This window comes from Polynucleobacter sp. JS-Fieb-80-E5 (genome assembly GCF_018882015.1).
Taxonomy (GTDB): Bacteria; Pseudomonadota; Gammaproteobacteria; order Burkholderiales; family Burkholderiaceae; genus Polynucleobacter.
The window spans coordinates 70,759-91,064 of the sequence record NZ_JACVPH010000004.1; the positions used below are offsets into that span (position 1 = coordinate 70,759).

The following is a 20,306-nucleotide window of genomic DNA, read 5'->3' on the forward strand; positions in this document are numbered from 1 at the left end:
ATGAAAGCATTGCTCGATTTATTTAAGCAAACGCAGGGCGAAGAGCAGTTTGATGTCATCAAAATTGGTCTCGCATCTCCTGAGAAAATTCGCTCATGGTCTTTTGGTGAAGTACGCAAACCAGAAACCATCAACTACCGGACTTTTAAGCCCGAGCGTGATGGTTTGTTCTGCGCCAAAATTTTTGGGCCAACCAAAGACTACGAGTGCTTATGCGGTAAGTACAAGCGTTTAAAGTTCCGTGGCGTTATCTGCGAGAAATGTGGCGTTGAAGTTACTCTCGCTAAGGTACGTCGTGAGCGCATGGGCCACATTGAGTTAGCAGCCCCTGTAGCGCACATTTGGTTCTTGAAGTCTTTGCCATCCCGTTTGGGCATGGTTCTCGATATGACATTGCGGGATATCGAACGCGTTCTTTACTTTGAAGCATATGTAGTAGTTGATCCTGGTATGACTCCTGAAGGCGCGATGAAGCGCGGTCAGATCATGTCTGAAGATGAGTACATTGCTAAGACCGAAGAGTATGGTGACGGTGCATTTACCGCCATCATGGGCGCTGAAGGTATTCGTGATCTCTTGCGTTCGATTGATATCGATCGTGAAGTAGAGACTATTCGTGCTGACTTAAAAGCCACTGGTAGCGATGCCAAGATCAAGAAATACGCAAAGCGCTTAAAAGTGCTTGAGGCGTTCCAGACTTCAGGCATTAAGCCTGACTGGATGATCATGGAAGTGTTGCCGGTATTGCCACCTGAATTGCGCCCATTGGTGCCATTGGATGGCGGTCGCTTTGCTACTTCTGATTTGAACGACCTCTATCGTCGCGTGATCAACCGTAACAACCGTTTGAAGCGTTTGTTAGAGTTGCGCGCACCAGAGATCATCGTTCGTAACGAAAAGCGCATGTTGCAAGAAGCGGTTGACTCATTGCTCGACAACGGTCGTCGCGGTAAGGCTATGACTGGCGCTAACAAGCGTCCTCTCAAGTCCTTGGCTGAGATGATTAAAGGTAAGAGCGGTCGTTTCCGTCAAAACTTGTTGGGTAAACGTGTTGACTACTCTGGTCGTTCAGTCATCGTGGTTGGCCCTACATTGAAATTGCATCAGTGCGGCTTACCAAAATTGATGGCCTTGGAATTGTTCAAGCCATTCATTTTCAACAAGCTTGAGACTTTAGGAATTGCAACCACCATTAAGGCTGCGAAGAAAGAAGTTGAAAGCCAGACTCCAATCGTTTGGGACATTCTCGAAGAAGTGATTCGTGAGCATCCAATCATGTTGAACCGTGCGCCTACATTGCACCGTCTCGGTATTCAGGCTTTCGAGCCAATGCTGATTGAAGGTAAAGCAATCCAATTGCACCCATTAGTCTGCGCGGCATTTAACGCCGACTTTGACGGTGACCAAATGGCGGTTCACGTTCCTTTGTCGCTTGAAGCGCAAATGGAGGCACGTACATTGATGTTGGCTTCGAACAACGTATTGTTCCCAGCTAACGGCGAACCATCTATCGTTCCTTCACAGGACGTGGTGTTGGGTCTGTATTACGCTACACGTGACAAGATCAACGGTAAGGGTGAAGGCATGGTCTTCGCTAACATTACTGAAGTAGTTCGCGCATACGAAGCGGGTCAAGTTGAATTGGCTTCTCGTGTTGCTGTCCGTATTACTGAGTTTGAGATCGTGGACAAGAAGGCAGAGGGCGACGCCCGTTTTGCTGAAAAGACCAAGATCTATCAAACCTCAGTTGGCCGTGCCATCTTGTCTGAGATTTTACCGAAGGGTATGTCTTTCGAGGAAATTAACAAACCTTTGAAGAAAAAAGAAATCTCACGTTTGATCAACACTTCATTCCGTAAGTGCGGTTTGCGTGAAACAGTGATTTTTGCTGACCGCCTCTTGCAGTCTGGTTTCCGTTTGGCAACCAACGCTGGTATCTCAGTTGCGATCGACGATATGTTGATCCCAACTTCTAAAGAGCGCATCATCACTGAGGCATCTGCCAAGGTTAAAGAGTATGACAAGCAGTTCATGTCAGGTCTCGTAACCAATCAAGAGCGTTATAACAACGTGGTTGATATTTGGGGTGCTGCAGGTGACCAAGTCGGTAAAGCGATGATGGATGAGTTGTCACACGTTGACGTACTCGACCGTAACGGTAAGACCGTTCGTCAAGAATCCTTTAACTCCATCTACATGATGGCGGATTCTGGTGCGCGTGGATCTGCAGCGCAGATTCGTCAGTTGGCTGGTATGCGTGGTTTGATGGCAAAGCCTGATGGCTCGATCATTGAAACCCCAATTACTGCAAACTTCCGTGAAGGCTTGAACGTGTTGCAGTACTTCATTTCAACCCACGGTGCTCGTAAAGGTCTGGCTGATACAGCGTTGAAGACGGCGAACTCTGGTTACTTGACGCGTCGTTTGTGCGACGTTACTCAAGATCTTGTGGTAATCGAAGATGATTGCGGCGCAACCAATGGTGTAACCATGAAGGCGCTGGTTGAAGGCGGCGAAATTATCGAAGCATTGCGTGACCGTATTTTGGGTCGTGTATGTATCGGTGACATCGTTCACCCTGACACACAAGAAGTCATTGTTCCGAACGACACATTGCTCGATGAAGATCACGTTGATCAAATCGTTGCATTGGGTATCGACGAAGTTAAAGTTCGCACAGTATTGTCTTGCTTAACTCGCTTTGGTTTGTGCGCGAAGTGCTACGGACGTGATCTAGGTCGCGGTGGTTTGGTGAACGTTGGTGAAGCAGTTGGCGTGATTGCTGCTCAGTCCATCGGTGAGCCAGGCACACAGTTGACTATGCGTACCTTCCACATCGGTGGCGCAGCCTCACGTGCCTTGGTTGCAAGCAATATTGAAGCCAAATCTAATGGTGCTTTGAAGTTCTCCGGCACGATGCGCGTTGTTAAGAACGCGAAGGGCGAGCAGATCGTGATTTCACGTTCTGGCGAAGCCTTGATCGTTGATGAGAACGGTCGTGAGCGCGAGCGTCATAAAGTTCCATACGGTGCAACTCTCTTGCTGAAAGAAGATGCAGCTGTTAAGGCTGGCGCAAGCTTGGCGACATGGGATCCGTTAACACGTCCGATTATTTCTGAGTACGCTGGTATCGCCCGCTTCGACAACGTTGAAGAAGGCGTTACTGTTGCTAAGCAGGTTGACGAAGTTACTGGCCTCTCCACTTTGGTGGTAATTGACGGTAAGCGTCGTTCTGCAGCAAGCAAAGGCGTTCGCCCAATGATCAACTTAGTTGATGACAAGGGTAACGAAGTCATGATCGCTGGTACTGATCACCCGGTAAACATTGGTCTCCAAGTGGGCGCTTTGATTACTGTTAAAGATGGCCAGAAAGTCGAAGTTGGTGAAGTATTGGCGCGTATTCCAATCGAATCACAGAAGACTCGCGACATTACCGGTGGTTTGCCACGCGTTGCTGAATTGTTCGAAGCGCGTTCACCTAAAGATGCAGCTGTCTTGGCGAAAGTGACTGGAACAGTTTCCTTCGGTAAAGAAACCAAAGGTAAACAGCGTTTGGTGATTACCGATATGGACGGCGAAGCCAATGAATTCTTGATTCCTAAAGAGAAGCAAGTTCTCGTTCATGACGGTCAAGTTGTGAACAAGGGCGAGATGATTGTGGAAGGCCCTGCTGATCCACATGACATCTTGACTCTCAGGGGTATTGAAGAGTTGGCGATCTACATCGTTGATGAAGTTCAAGACGTTTACCGTTTGCAAGGCGTGAAGATTAACGACAAGCACATTGAAGTGATCGTGCGTCAAATGTTGCGTCGTGTGCAGATCACTGATGGCGGCGATACGGCTTACATCACTGGTGAGCAAGTTGAGCGTTCAAAACTGTATGACGCTAACGATTTAGTGATTGCCGCAGGTAAGCGCCCAGCTCAGTTCGAAAACGTGCTGTTGGGTATTACTAAAGCATCCTTGTCGACCGACAGCTTCATTTCAGCGGCTTCTTTCCAAGAAACCACCCGAGTATTGACCGAAGCCGCAATTATGGGCAAGACCGATACACTCCGTGGCCTCAAGGAAAACGTCATTATTGGTCGTCTGATCCCTGCTGGTACCGGATTGTCTTATCGCCGTGCACGCAAGGTCAGAGAGCAATTCGAGCGTGATCGCGCTCAAATGATTGCCGCCGAAGAGGAAGCAATGGCCAATATGCCTGTAGAAATTGAGGCTGAAGTCGTTGCTCCTGCTGGGGAGGCTGATCCGAGCTAATTTGGTATTTCTGGCCAGAAATGGCCAGTTTTTTCCCCATTTGGTTGACGGAAAAGGCTGGCCAAGCTAGAATGCTGAGTTCTACTGATTCAGAAGAGGGTCTTTTTGACCTAGAAATTCTCTAAGTCATTGATTTTCTTGAAGAAAGCAACAAAGAAGTACTAACCGAGCTATTTTATGCCAACAATTAATCAATTAATACGTAAGCCAAGATCCAGGCTAATCGTTAAAAGCAAGAGCCCTGCACTGGAAAACAGTCCGCAGCGCCGTGGTGTTTGTACACGTGTGTACACCACTACTCCTAAAAAGCCTAACTCTGCGCTGCGTAAAGTAGCCAAAGTTCGCTTAACCAATGGTTTTGAAGTGATTTCATACATTGGTGGTGAAGGCCATAACCTCCAGGAACACTCAGTAGTGTTAATCCGTGGTGGTCGTGTAAAGGATTTGCCAGGTGTTCGTTACCACATCGTTCGTGGCTCACTTGACTTGCAAGGTGTTAAAGACCGTAAGCAGTCACGTTCCAAGTACGGTGCTAAGCGCGCTAAGAAATCTGCTTAATCTTTCAATAGATTTTTGCTGAAGTATTTGTAGTAAGTCTTCGTTTGTCAGACTTAAAAGACAAGTAAGTGGTTGTTCCGTCTAAGAATCTTCTTAGATAGTAGGGCAACCGGAGCGGGTGATCCATGTGGGTCGCCCCTAACTGAACTGAAGGAGTAGTTATGCCACGTCGTCGTGAAGTTCCCAAACGGGAAATTTTGCCGGATCCAAAATTCGGTAATGTAGAAGTAGCTAAATTCATGAACGTCCTCATGTTGGACGGCAAGAAATCGGTTGCAGAGCGTATCGTTTACGGTGCCTTTGATCACATCGAGAAAAAAGCAAACAAAGAACCACTCGAAATTTTCTCAACAGCTATGGGCAACGTTAAGCCAATGGTTGAGGTGAAGAGCCGTCGTGTTGGTGGCGCTAACTACCAGGTTCCTGTTGAAGTTCGCCCATCACGCCGTTCTGCTTTGGCAATGCGCTGGGTGCGCGAAGCCGCTAAAAAGCGCGGTGAGAAATCTATGGCTCAACGTTTGGCCAACGAATTATTGGAAGCTGCAGAAGGTCGCGGCGGAGCAATGAAGAAGCGTGAAGAAGTTCACCGTATGGCAGAAGCTAACAAAGCTTTCTCACATTTCCGCTTCTAATCAAATAGTAAAGAAAAGGCACCAACAGTGGCACGTAAAACCCCCATCGACAGATATCGCAATATTGGTATCTCTGCGCACATTGACGCAGGCAAGACAACAACTACAGAGCGCGTTTTGTTCTACACCGGTGTTAATCATAAAATTGGTGAAGTACATGATGGCGCTGCAACCATGGACTGGATGGAACAAGAGCAAGAGCGTGGTATCACGATTACTTCTGCTGCTACTACAACATTCTGGAAGGGTATGGCAGGTAACTTCCCAGAGCACCGCATCAATATTATTGATACCCCAGGACACGTAGACTTCACTATTGAAGTCGAGCGTTCAATGCGCGTTTTGGATGGTGCTTGTATGGTTTACTGTGCGGTAGGTGGTGTGCAGCCACAATCTGAAACTGTTTGGCGTCAAGCTAACAAGTATCAAGTTCCCCGTTTAGCTTTTGTAAACAAGATGGACCGCACTGGCGCGAACTTCTTTAAGGTCTATGACCAGATGAAGTTACGCCTTAAAGCAAACCCTATCTTGATCCAGATTCCTATTGGTGCTGAAGAAAACTTCAAGGGCGTTGTGGACTTGGTAAAAATGAAGGCTATCTATTGGGATGAGGCTTCACAAGGCACTAAGTTTAGCTACGAAGAGATTCCTGCTGAATTAAAAGCATCTGCAGATGAGTGGCGCGAAAAGATGGTTGAAGCCGCCGCTGAAAGTTCAGAAGAGTTGATGGAGAAGTATCTCGGTGGCGAAGAGTTAACCGAAGAAGAAATCAAAAAAGCGTTGCGTCAACGTACGATTGCTAATGAAATCATTCCAATGATGTGCGGAACTGCGTTCAAAAACAAAGGCGTTCAGGCAATGTTGGATGCGGTAGTTGAGTTATTGCCATCCCCATTAGACGTTCCACCAGTTCCTTGTGAATTGGAAGACGGTACCCCAACAACACGTAAAGCTGACGATGCTGAGAAATTCTCTGCATTGGCATTTAAGATCATGACTGACCCATTTGTTGGCCAGCTCATCTTCTTCCGCGTTTACTCAGGCGTAATGAAATCTGGCGACACAATCTACAACCCAATCAAGGGTAAGAAAGAGCGTGTTGGACGTTTGTTGCAGATGCATGCAAACCAACGTGAAGAAATTAAAGAAGTTTACGCAGGCGATATCGCTGCAGCAGTTGGTCTAAAAGACGCAACTACGGGCGAAACTCTATGTGATCCAGATAGCATCGTGATTTTGGAGCGCATGGTATTCCCAGAGCCAGTGATCTCACAAGCTGTTGAGCCAAAAACTAAGCCTGACCAAGAAAAAATGGGCCTTGCTTTGAACCGCTTGGCACAAGAAGATCCTTCTTTCCGCGTTAAAACGGATGAAGAGTCTGGCCAGACAATTATTTCTGGAATGGGCGAGCTCCATTTGGAAATTTTGGTTGACCGTATGCGCCGTGAATTTGGTGTTGAAGCCACTGTTGGTAAGCCACAAGTTGCCTATCGCGAAACCATTCGCAAAGTTTGCGAAGAAATCGAAGGTAAGTTTGTTAAGCAGTCTGGTGGTCGCGGTCAATACGGTCACGTTGTATTGAAGCTAGAGCCACAAGAGCCAGGCAAAGGTTTTGAATTCATTGACGCTATTAAGGGTGGTGTTGTTCCACGCGAATACATTCCTGCAGTAGAAAAAGGAATTCGCGAAACATTGAACTCCGGTATTTTGGCTGGTTATCCAGTTGTTGATATCAAAGCAACATTGTTCTTTGGTTCATACCATGACGTTGACTCTAACGAAAACGCATTTAAGATGGCAGGCTCAATGGCTTTCAAGGACGGTATGCGTAAAGCAGCACCAGTGTTACTTGAGCCAATGATGGCTGTTGAAGTAGAAACACCAGAAGATTTCATGGGTAACGTAATGGGTGATCTCTCATCCCGTCGCGGTATTTTGCAAGGTATGGATGACATTCCAGGCGGCGGCAAGATCGTTCGTGCTGAAGTGCCGTTGGCAGAGATGTTTGGTTACTCAACAGGCTTGCGCTCGTTGACCCAAGGTCGCGCTACCTACACCATGGAATTTAAGCATTATTCCGAAGCACCGAAGAACGTTGCTGAAGCAGTTATGGCTGCTAAAGCGAAGTAATTTATCCACATTAATTTTGAATATTGACTAGCTAAAGAAGGCAGACAAAAATGGCAAAAGAAAAATTCGAGCGGACAAAACCGCACGTAAACGTAGGCACTATCGGTCACGTTGACCACGGTAAAACGACATTGACAGCAGCAATTGCAACCGTGCTTTCTAAAGCATTCGGTGGCGAAGCTAAAGCATACGATCAGATCGATGCTGCTCCTGAAGAAAAAGCACGTGGTATTACGATTAATACTGCGCACGTTGAGTACGAGACTGCAAACCGTCACTACGCACACGTTGATTGCCCAGGACATGCTGACTACGTGAAGAACATGATTACGGGTGCTGCTCAGATGGACGGCGCAATTTTAGTTTGCTCTGCTGCTGACGGCCCAATGCCACAAACACGTGAGCACATCCTTTTGGCACGCCAAGTGGGCGTTCCTTACATCGTGGTGTTCCTCAACAAGTGCGACATGGTTGACGATGCTGAATTGTTAGAACTCGTTGAAATGGAAGTTCGTGAGCTTTTATCGAAGTACAACTTCCCTGGCGATGACACACCAATCATCCAAGGTTCTGCCAAGTTAGCCCTTGAAGGCGACGAAGGCCCATTGGGTAAAGAAGCCATCATGAAATTGGCTGAAGCATTAGATACTTACATCCCAACTCCAGAGCGTGCTGTTGACGGCGCGTTCTTGATGCCAGTAGAAGACGTGTTCTCTATCTCCGGTCGCGGTACTGTTGTAACCGGTCGTATCGAGCGCGGTATCGTTAAAGTAGGTGAAGAGATTGAAATCATCGGTATCAAGCCAACACTCAAGACCACTTGTACTGGTGTTGAAATGTTCCGCAAATTGCTCGACCAAGGTCAAGCAGGCGATAACGTTGGTATCTTGTTACGCGGTACAAAACGTGAAGAAGTTGAGCGCGGCCAAGTATTGGCTAAGCCAGGTTCAATCACCCCACATACTCACTTTACAGCCGAGGTTTACATCTTGGGTAAAGATGAAGGTGGTCGTCATACACCATTCTTTAACAACTATCGTCCACAGTTTTACTTCCGTACAACGGACGTAACGGGTTCAATCGAGTTGCCAAAAGACAAAGAAATGGTCATGCCTGGCGATAACGTCACGATTACCGTAAAACTCATCGCTCCAATCGCGATGGAAGAAGGTTTACGTTTTGCGATCCGTGAAGGTGGCCGTACTGTTGGCGCCGGCGTGGTTGCAAAGATTTTGGCTTAAGTAGTAAGTTAGAAATAAAGCAGTAGAAGTAAAAATATTTAGCGGTTTGCTAACCGGTGACATCAGTGCTGCTGATGTCACCGAGCTCTTTAGATGTATAACGTGGCAGCACCACAACGCTCTTTGGAATTAATATGCAAAACCAAAAAATTCGTATTCGCCTTAAAGCATTTGATTACCGTTTGATCGACCAGTCTGCAGCTGAAATCGTTGATACAGCTAAGCGCACTGGTGCAGTTGTTAAGGGTCCAGTACCTTTGCCAACCCGTATTGAGCGTTTTGATATCTTGCGTTCACCACACGTGAACAAGACATCCCGTGATCAGTTAGAGATCCGTACCCATCTGCGTTTGATGGATATCGTTGATCCTACAGAGAAAACTGTAGATGCTTTGATGAAATTAGACCTACCAGCAGGTGTGGACGTCGAAATTAAGTTGCAGTAATTTGTTGTTTCCAGTCTTTTTGCTTGTCAAGACTGGGTTTTCGGGATAGAATCTAAGGCTTCACTCAATTATTTGGGCGAAAATCTTAGTTTTATCAGCACTAAAACGTTGTAAGTTATTGATTTAGAAGTATTTTTACTTGTAAATCACTTAAATTAATTTTGCCGACCAATCGAAGTCGGCGTGGAGCATGAATATGAGCTTAGGCTTAATCGGCCGCAAGGTCGGCATGACCCGTCTATTTACGGACGAAGGGGATTCAATCCCTGTAACTGTAATTGACGTGAGCGACAACAGAATCGCTCAAATCAAGACCCAGGCAACTGATGGCTATGATGCTATCCAGTTAGCACATGGCACACGTAGAGCTACTCGCGTTACTAAAGCAATGGCTGGTCACTTCGCCAAAGCTGGTGTGATGGCTGGTAATGGTCTCAACGAATTTCAATTAGACGCAGCAAAAATCGCAGAAATGACACCAGGACAAGTTATTCCTGCTGACACTGCATTTACTGCTGGTCAAAAAGTGGACGTGCAAGGTGTGTCTATCGGTAAGGGCTACGCAGGTACCATCAAGCGTTATCACTTTGCTTCTGGTCGTGCATCCCACGGTAACTCACGTTCACATAACGTACCAGGCTCAATCGGTATGGCGCAAGATCCAGGTCGTGTTTTCCCTGGTAAGCGTATGACCGGTCACTTGGGTGACGTTACACGTACAGTTCAAAATTTAGTCATCGCACGCATTGATTCAGAGCGTAATCTGATCATGGTTAAAGGCGCCATTCCAGGTGCCCCAGGCGGTAAAGTTATTGTTACTCCAGCGGTTAAAACACCGTTGAAGAAGAAATAAGGAGAGCGAATATGGAACTTAAGCTTCTCCAAGACAACGGTACTTTAGGCGCAGGCGTACAAGCTTCACCAGAAGTATTCGAACGTGAATATAACGAAGCATTGGTACACCAAGTTGTAGTGGCTTATCAAGCTAATGCACGTAGCGGTAACCGTGCACAAAAAGACCGTGAGCAAGTTAAGCACACAACCAAGAAACCTTGGCGTCAAAAAGGTACTGGTCGTGCACGTGCTGGTATGAGCTCTTCCCCGCTGTGGCGTGGAGGTGGCCGTATATTCCCGAATTCTCCAGAAGAGAATTTCAGCCAAAAAGTAAACAAGAAAATGTACCGCGCTGGTATGAGATCTATTTTGTCTCAGTTAGCCCGTGAAGGTCGTTTGAATGTTGTTGATCAATTTTCTCTTGACGCTCCAAAGACTAAAGTTTTAGCTGACAAAGTTAAAGCAATGGGTTTGGATTCAGTCTTGATTATTGTTGATCAGGTTAGCGAGAATTTGTACTTGGCATCACGTAACTTGCATAAAGTTGCTGTATGTGAGCCACAGCACGCTGATCCATTAGCTTTGGTCCAATACAAAAAAGTATTGGTTAGCAAAGCTGCGATCGCAAAAATTGAGGAGTTGCTGAAATGAGCCAAGTCCGTAAAAATGATCACAATCTAATGAGGGTTCTGCTTGGACCGGTTATCTCTGAAAAAGCCACTATGGTTGCAGAGAAAAACGAACAAGTAGTTTTCCAAGTAGCTCGCGACGCAAACAAGCTCGATGTAAAACAAGCGGTTGAATTGCTCTTCAAAGTGCAAGTTGACTCTGTTCAGATCGTGAATCAAAAGGGTAAGCCTAAGCGCTATGGCCGTTTTGAAGGTCGTCGTGACCACACTAAGAAGGCCTACGTAAGCTTGAAGCCAGGTCAAGAAATTAACTTTGAAGCGGAGGCGAATTAATCATGCCTTTGATGAAGACAAAACCGACCTCACCAGGTCGTCGTTCAATGGTCAAGGTGGTCAATCCTGACCTGCATAAAGGTAAACCTTTTGCAGCGTTGGTGGAGCCACAATTCCAAAAAGCGGGTCGTAACAATAATGGTCACATCACTACCCGTCATAAGGGTGGTGGTCATAAGCATCACTATCGTGTTGTTGATTTCAAACGCAATGACAAAGATGGTATTCCAGCAAAAGTTGAACGCTTGGAATACGATCCAAACCGTAGTGCAAATATTGCATTGATCGTGTTTGCCGATGGTGAGCGTCGCTACATTCTGGCAGCTAAAGGAATGTCTGTTGGCCAGGCCTTGATGACTGGTTCAGAAGCCCCAATCAAGTCTGGTAACAACTTGCCAATTCGTAACATTCCTGTTGGTAGCACAATTCACTGTGTAGAAATCATGCCAGGTAAGGGTGCTCAAGTTGCCCGTTCCGCTGGTGGTTCAGCAGTATTGTTAGCACGTGAAGGCGTATACGCTCAAGTGCGTTTGCGCTCCGGTGAAGTTCGCCGTGTTCTGATTGACTGCCGCGCAACTATTGGTGAAGTTGGTAACGAAGAGCACAGCCTGCGTGTTATCGGTAAAGCTGGTGCAAATCGCTGGCGTGGTATTCGCCCAACCGTTCGCGGTGTGGCAATGAACCCAGTAGATCACCCACATGGTGGTGGTGAAGGTAAAACTGGCGAAGGCCGTGTACCAGTATCTCCATGGGGCACTCCAACCAAAGGTTATCGTACACGTCGTAACAAGCGTACAACATCGATGATCGTTCAACGTCGTCAAAAGCGTTAAGCGATTAAGGAAAAATAGATATGACACGTTCAGCTAAAAAAGGCCCATTTTGCGAAGCCAGCTTGGTAAACAAGGTTGAAGTCGCACAAGCCAACAAAGACAAAAAGCCGATCAAAACTTGGTCACGCCGTTCAACAATCCTCCCAGACTTTATTGGTCTGACGATTGCTGTGCATAACGGTCGTCAACACGTTCCGGTTTATGTATCAGAAAACATGGTGGGTCATAAGTTAGGCGAATTTGCCTTGACCCGTACTTTCAAAGGTCACGCTGCTGACAAGAAAGTAACGAAGAAGTAAGGGGATGATGATGGAAGTTAAAGCTATTCACAAGAGCGCCCGCATTTCTGCGCAAAAGACACGTTTGGTCGCAGACCAAATTCGTGGTTTGCCAATTGCACGCGCATTAAACATTTTGAATTTCAGCCCTAAGAAAGCTGCCTTCATTGTGAAAAAAGTGGTTGAGTCTGCAGTGGCCAACGCTGAACACAATAAAGGTGCTGATATTGATGAGCTCAAGGTTTCAACAATTATTGTTGATAAAGGTACTTCCTTGAAGCGCTTCACAGCGCGCGCTAAGGGCCGTGGTAATCAAATTGAAAAACAAACATGTCACATTACCGTGACCTTGAGTAACTAAGGAAAGATATGGGACAAAAGATAAACCCAACCGGATTCCGACTCGCGGTAACGAAGAATTGGACATCACGTTGGTATGCAAACAATACTGACTTCGCGAAGATGTTGAAAGAGGACGTAGATGTCCGCATCTATCTCAAGAAGAAGTTGAAGAATGCATCCGTAAGTAAGGTTGTGATTGAGCGTCCTGCAAAGAATGCCCGCATTACTATCTATAGCTCACGTCCAGGCGTTGTAATCGGTAAAAAAGGCGAAGATATTGAAGTGCTCCGCCGCGAATTGCAAAAGCGTATGGGTGTTCCAGTCCACGTAAACATTGAAGAAATTCGTAAGCCAGAAGTTGACGCGCAATTAATTGCTGACTCAATTACTCAGCAGCTCGAAAAACGTATCATGTTCCGTCGTGCGATGAAGCGTGCAATGCAAAATGCAATGCGTCTTGGCGCACAAGGCATCAAGATCATGTCATCAGGTCGTTTAAATGGCGCTGAGATTGCTCGTCGCGAATGGTATCGCGAAGGTCGCGTTCCACTTCATACATTGAAGGCTGATATTGATTACGCAACATCAGAAGCTGAAACTACATACGGCATTATTGGTGTAAAAGTTTGGGTATACAAAGGCGACACATTGGGTCGTGGTGCAGAAGCTCAAGCAGCTGCTCCATCCGCTGAACCAGCTGCCGAAGAAAAGAAAACTCGTCGTGCCCCAAGCAAGACAGCTGCTCGTAAACCAGCCGCTGGCACAGACAAGCCATTAGTTGCTGCTAAGCCAGCAGTAAAGCGTGTGCGTAAGGTTGAAACACCTGCCGCAGATACGCAGAAGTCAGGAGAGTAAGCATGCTACAACCAAAGCGTCGCAAGTATCGTAAGGAACAAAAAGGTCGTAACACTGGCGTGGCAACACGTGGTAGTTCCGTAGCCTTTGGTGACTTTGGATTGAAGGCCGTTGGCCGTGGTCGTTTGACTGCTCGTCAAATCGAGTCAGCACGTCGTGCAATGACTCGTCACATTAAACGTGGTGGCCGTATTTGGATTCGCATTTTCCCAGATAAGCCAATTTCACAAAAACCTGCTGAAGTACGTATGGGTAACGGTAAAGGTAATCCAGAGTACTACGTAGCTGAAATTCAACCAGGCAAAGTGCTCTACGAGATGGACGGTGTTGATGAGCAATTGGCGCGCGAAGCTTTCAAGCTTGCTGCTGCTAAGTTGCCTTTACAGACCACTTTCGTGATTCGCCACTTAGGTTGATCGGGATAGAGATTATGAAAAATACAGAATTAGCTTCAAAAGATCTGAACGCTTTGAATGCAGAGTTAACCGAGTTACTCAAGACCGGTTTCAAGCTCCGCATGCAAAAAGGCACTCAGCAACTCACAAATACCAGCCAATTGGGTAAAAATAAGCGCGACATCGCTCGTGTGAAGACTTTTATCGCCCAAAAGACTGCACAGAAATAAGGAAAAAGGGATATGACAGAACTATCTAAACCCTTACGCCGCACACTCGTGGGCCGTGTTGTTAGTGACAAAATGCAAAAAACTGTGACGGTATTGGTTGAGCGTCAAGTTAAGCATCCAGTGATTGGTAAGTATGTTGGCCAGTCCAAAAAGTACCATGCTCATGACGAAGCTGGCACATACAAGATGGGTGATACCGTTGAAATTGCTGAATCTAAGCCAATTTCACGCACTAAATCTTGGGTTGTGACCCGTTTAGTACAGGAATCAAAGGGTATTTAAAGAAATATTGGGGATTTTGGCGAACTTTCTTGCCAAATCCCTTTTTTACGTAGTAGAATAGAAGGCTTCTCTGGTTTTATTGGAGAAGCAGTGTTTTTCATTAATTCCGGGTTTTAACTTTCGTTAAAGCCCATAGACGGAACCAAGACTGTTTGCCTTTGGCCAATAAGTTGGGGATTAGAAATGATACAAACCGAAAGTAGATTACAGGTTGCCGATAACACAGGCGCCAGTGAAGTGTTGTGCATCAAGGTATTGGGCGGCTCTAAGCGTCGTTACGCCAGTATCGGTGATGTCATCAAAGTCAGCGTTAAGTCTGCTGCTCCACGTGGCCGTGTTAAAAAAGGTGACATTTATAACGCCGTAGTAGTGAGAACTGCTAAGGGTGTTCGCCGTCCAGATGGTTCATTGATTAAGTTCGATGGCAACGCTGCGGTATTGCTCAACGCTAAGTTAGAGCCAATTGGCACACGTATCTTTGGACCAGTGACGCGCGAGTTGCGTACTGAAAAGTTCATGAAGATCGTTTCTCTCGCCCCCGAAGTTATTTAAGAGGCTGATATGAAAAAGATTCGTAAAGGTGATTCCGTAGTTCTGTTGACTGGCCGTGATAAGGGCAAGCAAGGAACTGTTACAGCCGTTCTCGAGAACAAGTTAGTGATCGAAGGCGTAAACATTTATAAAAAGAGCGTTAAGCCAAATCCAGCAGCCGGCGTTACTGGCGGCATGATTGACAAGACGATGCCTGTTCACATTTCTAATGTGGCAGTGGTTGACGGTAACGGCAAACCATCACGTGTTGGTATCAAACTCGTTGATGGCAAAAAGCAACGTTTCCTCAAAACCACTGGCGCAACTTTAAGCGCATAAGGGGAACGGAGAAATTATGAGCACACGTTTTCAAGAACACTATCAAGCTAAAGTTGTTGCAGATTTAATCGCCAAGTTTGGCTACAAGTCTGTAATGGAAGTTCCACGTATCACCAAAGTTACCCTGAACATGGGCTTGGGTGATGCAGTGAACGACAAGAAAATTATCGAAAATGCAGTTGGCGATTTAACTAAAGTTGCGGGCCAAAAGCCAGTTGTAACTAAAGCCAAAAAAGCGATTGCAGGTTTCAAAATTCGTCAAGGTTACCCAATCGGTGCCATGGTTACATTGCGTGGTGCACGCATGTACGAATTCTTGGATCGTTTCGTTACTGTTGCATTGCCACGCGTACGCGACTTCCGCGGTATTTCTGGTAAAGCATTTGATGGCCGTGGTAACTACAACATCGGCGTTAAAGAACAGATCATTTTCCCTGAAATCGAATACGACAAAATTGATGCCCTTCGTGGTCTCAATATCAGTATTACGACGACTGCTAAAACCGACGAAGAAGCAAAAGCTTTGTTGGCAGCATTCAAATTCCCTTTCCGCAATTAAGAGGCTAACGTGGCAAAACTATCCCTAATTGAGCGCGAGAATAAGCGCGCAAAAACTGTAGAGAAGTACGCTGTAAAGCGTGCCGAACTCAAAGCGATCATTGCTGATCAATCACGCAGCGATGAAGAGCGCTATGAAGCTCGCTTAAAACTACAGGCACTTCCACGTAACGCAAGCCCGATTCGTCAAAGAAATCGTTGTTCATTAACCGGTCGACCACGTGGCACATTCCGTAAATTCGGTTTGGCTCGTAGCAAGATTCGTGAAATCGCCTTCCGTGGCGAAATCCCCGGTTTAACCAAGGCCAGCTGGTAAGCGGCGAAAGAATTAGGAGAACTCATGAGTATCAGCGATCCAATCGCCGACATGTTGACAAGGATCCGCAATGCGCAAGCAGTGCAGAAACCCGTAGTCTTGATGCCGTCGTCAAAAGTAAAAGTAGCCATCGCAAAAGTTTTGCAAGATGAAGGCTATATCGAAAGTTTCGAAATCAAAGGTGAAGCAGCTAAGCCAGTGCTCCACATCGATCTCAAATACTATGCAGGCCGTCCTGTTATTGAGCGTATTGACCGTGTATCAACACCAAGTCTGCGTATCTATAAAGGCCGCCATGACATTCCAGAAGTAATGAATGGCTTGGGCATCGCAATTATTTCAACCCCTCAAGGCGTAATGACAGACCGTAAAGCACGTGCAACAGGCGTGGGCGGCGAAGTTATTTGCTACGTAGCTTAAGGAGCGAAATATGTCCCGCGTAGGTAAATCACCAATTACAGTCCCTAAGGGCGCTGAGATCAGCATCAACGGTGCAAACGTGACTGTTAAGGGCCCATTGGGCACTTTGACACACAACTTGCATCCTTCTGTTGGTTTGAAACAAGAAGATGGCGTATTGACAGTTGTTTTAAATAACAACTCACCAGAAGCTGGTGCACAGTCAGGTACAGCCCGTGCTTTGGTTAACAACATGGTTGTTGGCGTAACTGCTGGCTTTGAGCGCAAGCTCAGCTTGGTAGGCGTTGGTTATCGTGCTGCTGCTCAAGGTGAAACATTGAAGTTGCAGTTAGGTTTCTCACACGACATTATTTACAACCTGCCAAAGGGTGTGAAGGCTGAGACTCCAACTCAAACTGAAATCATTATCAAAGGTTCCAACAAGCAGCAAGTTGGCCAGGTCGCAGCTGAAGTTCGCGCTTACCGTTCACCAGAGCCATACAAAGGCAAAGGCGTTCGCTACGTGGATGAGGTTGTGCATCTGAAAGAAACTAAGAAGAAGTAAGCGAGATTAGAAAATGAATAAAGACGAATCCAGACAAAGACGCGCTAGGCAGACTCGTATTCGCATTGCCGAAGCATTGGCAAATCGCTTAACAGTTATCCGTAGCAATACTCATATTTCTGCTCAGGTTTATAGCCCATGCGGAACCAAAGTTGTAGCAGCTGCTTCAACAATGGAAAAAGATTTGCGCCAAGCGATCAAAAATGGCGGCAACGCTGAAGCGGCAAAACAAATCGGCAAATTAGTTGCTGAGCGTGCTGTTAAGGCAGGCATTGTTGATGTTGCATTTGATCGTTCCGGTCATCGTTACCACGGCCGTATTAAGGCCTTAGCTGAAGCTGCGCGTGAAGCCGGCCTGAAGTTCTAATAGGGTTTAGGAAAAAACATGGCAAAAATGCAAACTAAGATGCAAAACGAAGAGCGTGATGATGGTCTTCGCGAGAAGATGATCGCTGTTAATCGTGTAACTAAAGTGGTTAAGGGTGGTCGTATTCTCGGCTTCGCTGCACTCACTGTAGTTGGCGATGGCGATGGCCGCATCGGCATGGGTAAAGGCAAATCAAAAGAAGTTCCAGTTGCTGTTCAAAAAGCAATGGATGAAGCTCGTCGCAAGATGATCAAAGTCACTTTGCGTAAAGGTACTTTGCAGCACACTGTTACTGGTCAACATGGCGCGTCACGCGTTTTGATTTCTCCAGCTAAAGACGGTACTGGAATTATTGCTGGCGGCCCAATGCGCGCAATTTTCGACGTAATGGGTGTAACTAACGTGGTTGCTAAGTCACTTGGCTCTACAAACCCATACAACTTGGTTCGTGCAACCATTGATGGTTTGAGCAAGATGAGTACTCCTGCTGAGATTGCTGCTAAGCGCGGTAAGTCAGTTGAAGAGATTCTCGGCTAAGACCAAAAGATTAGGAATCTACAAATGACAACAACTAACTCCAAAGTCAAACTGCAATTAGTACGCAGCTTGATCGGTACACGCGAAAGCCACCGTGCAACTGTACGAGGCTTAGGCCTTCGTCGTATCAATTCAGTTTCTGAATTGGAAGACACTCCAGCTGTTCGCGGCATGATTAATAAAGTTTCTTATCTAGTTAAAGTCGTTGGCTAATAACTAGCAAGTAAATAGGCGAAGAATATGCAACTCAACACAATTAAACCTGCTGAAGGCTCCAAGAAAAACCGTCGTCGCGTTGGTCGCGGTATTGGTTCTGGTCTTGGTAAAACTGCTGGCCGTGGTCACAAAGGTCAAAAATCCCGTTCTGGTGGTTTCCACAAGGTTGGATTTGAAGGCGGTCAGATGCCTATGTATCGTCGTTTGCCAAAACGCGGTTTCGTGTCTTTGACACGTCGTCACGTTGGTCAAATTACATTGAACGATTTAGCAAAAATCAATTTGCCAGAAGTGGACTTATTGGTATTGAAGGCACACGGCTTTGCTGGTGAGCAAATCAATGCAGTTAAGGTTATCAAGACTGGTGAGCTCAAGATTGCTGTAACCCTCAAGGGTATTACAGCAACTGCCGGCGCAAAAGCAGCTATCGAAGCAGCTGGCGGCAAATTGGTTGAATTGGTTTAATAGGTCTTTTAGTAGATATGGCATTAGCACCTACCAATAACGCAAGCACTGCAGCAACAGGTGGCAAGTTTGGCGAATTACGCCAACGCTTAGTTTTCCTGGTGTTGGCTTTGCTCGTGTTCCGTTTGGGTGCTCATATTCCAGTCCCTGGAATCGATCCAGACCAGCTGGCACAGTTATTCTCTGGTCAAAAAGATGGCATCTTGGGAATGTTCAACTTGTTCTCTGGTGGCGCCTTATCTCGCTTTACTGTATTTGCTTTGGGAATCATGCCGTACATTTCTGCATCGATCATCATGCAGTTAATGACGATTGTTGTGCCTTCTCTAGAGTCTTTGAAAAAAGAAGGCCAAGCAGGTCAACGCAAGATTACTCAGTACACGCGCTACGGCACTGTGTTCTTGGCAACATTCCAAGCGTTGGGTATTTCAGTTGCTTTGCAGGCTCAACCAGGATTAGTTATTAACCCAGGCTTGATGTTTGAATTGAATACAGTAGTTACTTTGGTAACAGGCACAATGTTCTTAATGTGGTTGGGTGAGCAAATTACTGAGCGTGGCTTGGGTAACGGCATCTCCATCATTATTTTTGGCGGTATTGTTTCTGGTTTGCCAAATGCATTGGCAAGCTTGTTAGAGTTGGTGCGTACTGGCTCAATGAATATTATTTCTGCTCTCTTGATCGTTGTGATCGTAGTAGCGGTAACTTATTTTGTGGTGTTTGTAGAGCGCGGTCAGCGCCGGATCTTGGTGAACTACGCTAAGCGTCAAGTGGGTAACAAGATTTATGGTGGCCAATCTTCTTATTTCCCATTGAAGTTAAACATGGCAGGTGTTATTCCTCCGATTTTTGCTTCATCGATTATTTTGTTCCCTGCGACGATTGCTGGCTGGTTTACATCAGGCGAGCCAACCAATATGTTCAGCAGAATTATTAAAGACTTAGCAGCGACTTTAGCTCCTGGTCAACCTGTGTACACCATTTTGTACGCAGCAGCGATTATTTTCTTCTGTTTCTTCTATACCGCATTGGTATTTAACAGCCGTGAAACTGCTGAGAACTTGAAGAAGAGTGGCGCATTTGTTCCGGGTATTCGTCCGGGCGACCAAACAGCGCGTTACATCGATAAGATCTTGGTGCGCTTAACTTTGGCTGGTGCAATTTATATGGTTCTGGTTTGCTTGTTGCCAGAATTCTTAGTATTGAAGTACAACGTACCGTTCTATTTCGGTGGTACTTCATTGTTAATTATTGTTGTTGTTGCAATGGATTTCATGGCTCAAGTCCAGTCATTCGTGATGCAACAGCAGTACGGCTCTTTGATGAAGAAAGCCAACTTTAAGATGGGCTCTTAACTGAATGTCTAAAGACGATGTAATTCAGATGGCGGGAGAGGTTGTAGAGAATTTGCCGAACGCGATGTTTCGCGTGAAGCTGGAAAACGGACATGTGGTTCTAGGGCACATTTCCGGAAAGATGCGGATGCACTACATCCGTATTTTGCCGGGAGACAAGGTGACGGTGGAGATGACTCCTTACGACCTAACGCGCGCCAGAATCATTTTCCGTGCGAAGTAAAGATTAAGAAGTACCAATTTTTTTAGAGGTGAGTTATGAAAGTTTTAGCATCCGTTAAGTGTATTTGCAGAAATTGCAAGATCATTAAGCGCAAACGCGTTGTTCGCGTGATCTGTTCTTCAGACGCACGTCATAAGCAGCGTCAAGGCTGATC

At 46.2% G+C, this 20,306-nt stretch carries 29 protein-coding genes; all 29 read left to right on the plus strand.

The features are described 5' to 3' along the window. The 29 genes from rpoC (at position 1) to rpmJ (ending at position 20,304) form a co-directional block, all read left to right on the plus strand. Entirely contained in the window at positions 1–4,263 is a 4,263-nt protein-coding gene (gene rpoC, locus ICN44_RS06965) for a DNA-directed RNA polymerase subunit beta' (RefSeq protein ID WP_215362448.1), read from the plus strand. 177 nt (positions 4,264–4,440) lie between these two features. After that, entirely contained in the window at positions 4,441–4,821 is a 381-nt protein-coding gene (rpsL, locus tag ICN44_RS06970) for a 30S ribosomal protein S12 (protein ID WP_072582063.1), read from the plus strand. Positions 4,822–4,982: 161 nt separating this feature from the next. After that, positions 4,983–5,453 (plus strand): 30S ribosomal protein S7, encoded by a 471-nt coding sequence (rpsG, locus tag ICN44_RS06975; protein WP_011901897.1) that lies wholly within the window; start codon positions 4,983–4,985, stop codon positions 5,451–5,453. A 27-nt stretch (positions 5,454–5,480) separates the two neighbouring features. Then, positions 5,481–7,583, plus strand: a complete 2,103-nt coding sequence (fusA, locus tag ICN44_RS06980) for an elongation factor G (RefSeq protein WP_072582064.1) — start codon at positions 5,481–5,483, stop codon at positions 7,581–7,583. 50 nt (positions 7,584–7,633) lie between these two features. Beyond that, positions 7,634–8,824, plus strand: coding sequence for an elongation factor Tu (gene tuf / locus ICN44_RS06985; protein WP_071464430.1), 1,191 nt, complete (start codon positions 7,634–7,636; stop codon positions 8,822–8,824). 134 nt (positions 8,825–8,958) lie between these two features. After that, complete coding sequence (gene rpsJ / locus ICN44_RS06990; protein WP_011901899.1) at positions 8,959–9,270, plus strand: 30S ribosomal protein S10; 312 nt, start codon at positions 8,959–8,961, stop codon at positions 9,268–9,270. Positions 9,271–9,466: 196 nt separating this feature from the next. Beyond that, positions 9,467–10,123, plus strand: coding sequence for a 50S ribosomal protein L3 (gene rplC / locus ICN44_RS06995; protein ID WP_072582122.1), 657 nt, complete (start codon positions 9,467–9,469; stop codon positions 10,121–10,123). Positions 10,124–10,134: 11 nt separating this feature from the next. Further along, a complete protein-coding gene (rplD, locus tag ICN44_RS07000; protein ID WP_011901901.1) occupies positions 10,135–10,755 on the plus strand; it encodes a 50S ribosomal protein L4 in 621 nt (206 codons plus the stop codon). Beyond that, positions 10,752–11,066, plus strand: coding sequence for a 50S ribosomal protein L23 (gene rplW, locus ICN44_RS07005; protein ID WP_072582065.1), 315 nt, complete (start codon positions 10,752–10,754; stop codon positions 11,064–11,066). Before rplD ends, rplW begins: the two co-directional genes overlap by 4 nt. Positions 11,067–11,068: 2 nt before the next feature. Next, a complete protein-coding gene (rplB, locus tag ICN44_RS07010; protein ID WP_216263285.1) occupies positions 11,069–11,899 on the plus strand; it encodes a 50S ribosomal protein L2 in 831 nt (276 codons plus the stop codon). A gap of 20 nt (positions 11,900–11,919) precedes the next feature. Then, positions 11,920–12,198 (plus strand): 30S ribosomal protein S19, encoded by a 279-nt coding sequence (rpsS, locus tag ICN44_RS07015; protein WP_046329379.1) that lies wholly within the window; start codon positions 11,920–11,922, stop codon positions 12,196–12,198. 7 nt (positions 12,199–12,205) lie between these two features. Next, a complete protein-coding gene (gene rplV / locus ICN44_RS07020) occupies positions 12,206–12,538 on the plus strand; it encodes a 50S ribosomal protein L22 (protein WP_202816811.1) in 333 nt (110 codons plus the stop codon). An 8-nt stretch (positions 12,539–12,546) separates the two neighbouring features. Next, the gene (gene rpsC, locus ICN44_RS07025) at positions 12,547–13,374 is read left to right on the plus strand and encodes a 30S ribosomal protein S3 (RefSeq protein WP_216263286.1); all 828 of its coding nucleotides are present in this window, start codon (positions 12,547–12,549) and stop codon (positions 13,372–13,374) included. Positions 13,375–13,376: 2 nt separating this feature from the next. Then, positions 13,377–13,790 carry a 50S ribosomal protein L16 gene (rplP, locus tag ICN44_RS07030; RefSeq protein WP_011901907.1) on the plus strand — a complete coding sequence of 138 codons (414 nt, stop codon included), beginning with the start codon at positions 13,377–13,379 and terminating at the stop codon, positions 13,788–13,790. A gap of 14 nt (positions 13,791–13,804) precedes the next feature. Further along, a complete protein-coding gene (gene rpmC, locus ICN44_RS07035) occupies positions 13,805–13,999 on the plus strand; it encodes a 50S ribosomal protein L29 (RefSeq protein ID WP_068320118.1) in 195 nt (64 codons plus the stop codon). A 12-nt stretch (positions 14,000–14,011) separates the two neighbouring features. After that, entirely contained in the window at positions 14,012–14,281 is a 270-nt protein-coding gene (gene rpsQ / locus ICN44_RS07040) for a 30S ribosomal protein S17 (protein WP_216263287.1), read from the plus strand. A 183-nt stretch (positions 14,282–14,464) separates the two neighbouring features. After that, positions 14,465–14,833 (plus strand): 50S ribosomal protein L14, encoded by a 369-nt coding sequence (rplN, locus tag ICN44_RS07045; protein WP_072582069.1) that lies wholly within the window; start codon positions 14,465–14,467, stop codon positions 14,831–14,833. Positions 14,834–14,842: 9 nt separating this feature from the next. Next, the gene (rplX, locus tag ICN44_RS07050) at positions 14,843–15,151 is read left to right on the plus strand and encodes a 50S ribosomal protein L24 (protein WP_011901911.1); all 309 of its coding nucleotides are present in this window, start codon (positions 14,843–14,845) and stop codon (positions 15,149–15,151) included. 16 nt (positions 15,152–15,167) lie between these two features. Then, positions 15,168–15,710 (plus strand): 50S ribosomal protein L5, encoded by a 543-nt coding sequence (gene rplE, locus ICN44_RS07055; RefSeq protein WP_046329383.1) that lies wholly within the window; start codon positions 15,168–15,170, stop codon positions 15,708–15,710. 9 nt (positions 15,711–15,719) lie between these two features. Beyond that, on the plus strand, positions 15,720–16,025 hold the full coding sequence (gene rpsN / locus ICN44_RS07060; protein ID WP_011901913.1) for a 30S ribosomal protein S14: 306 nt from the start codon (positions 15,720–15,722) through the stop codon (positions 16,023–16,025). Between the two features lie 24 nt (positions 16,026–16,049). Further along, positions 16,050–16,445, plus strand: a complete 396-nt coding sequence (rpsH, locus tag ICN44_RS07065; protein ID WP_011901914.1) for a 30S ribosomal protein S8 — start codon at positions 16,050–16,052, stop codon at positions 16,443–16,445. A 10-nt stretch (positions 16,446–16,455) separates the two neighbouring features. Next, positions 16,456–16,989, plus strand: a complete 534-nt coding sequence (gene rplF / locus ICN44_RS07070) for a 50S ribosomal protein L6 (protein WP_215358832.1) — start codon at positions 16,456–16,458, stop codon at positions 16,987–16,989. A 13-nt stretch (positions 16,990–17,002) separates the two neighbouring features. After that, positions 17,003–17,356, plus strand: coding sequence for a 50S ribosomal protein L18 (gene rplR, locus ICN44_RS07075; protein WP_046329386.1), 354 nt, complete (start codon positions 17,003–17,005; stop codon positions 17,354–17,356). 18 nt (positions 17,357–17,374) lie between these two features. After that, complete coding sequence (gene rpsE, locus ICN44_RS07080; RefSeq protein WP_011901917.1) at positions 17,375–17,893, plus strand: 30S ribosomal protein S5; 519 nt, start codon at positions 17,375–17,377, stop codon at positions 17,891–17,893. A 24-nt stretch (positions 17,894–17,917) separates the two neighbouring features. Next, entirely contained in the window at positions 17,918–18,106 is a 189-nt protein-coding gene (gene rpmD, locus ICN44_RS07085; RefSeq protein ID WP_046329387.1) for a 50S ribosomal protein L30, read from the plus strand. Positions 18,107–18,133: 27 nt separating this feature from the next. Next, positions 18,134–18,574, plus strand: coding sequence for a 50S ribosomal protein L15 (rplO, locus tag ICN44_RS07090; protein WP_071464448.1), 441 nt, complete (start codon positions 18,134–18,136; stop codon positions 18,572–18,574). A gap of 17 nt (positions 18,575–18,591) precedes the next feature. Continuing rightward, positions 18,592–19,929 (plus strand): preprotein translocase subunit SecY, encoded by a 1,338-nt coding sequence (secY, locus tag ICN44_RS07095; RefSeq protein WP_216263288.1) that lies wholly within the window; start codon positions 18,592–18,594, stop codon positions 19,927–19,929. A 4-nt stretch (positions 19,930–19,933) separates the two neighbouring features. Continuing rightward, a complete protein-coding gene (gene infA / locus ICN44_RS07100) occupies positions 19,934–20,152 on the plus strand; it encodes a translation initiation factor IF-1 (RefSeq protein ID WP_068320132.1) in 219 nt (72 codons plus the stop codon). Between the two features lie 35 nt (positions 20,153–20,187). Further along, positions 20,188–20,304: a 50S ribosomal protein L36 gene (gene rpmJ, locus ICN44_RS07105; protein WP_012357167.1), complete on the plus strand. Its 117-nt coding sequence runs from the start codon at positions 20,188–20,190 to the stop codon at positions 20,302–20,304. Positions 20,305–20,306: the final 2 nt, after the last annotated feature.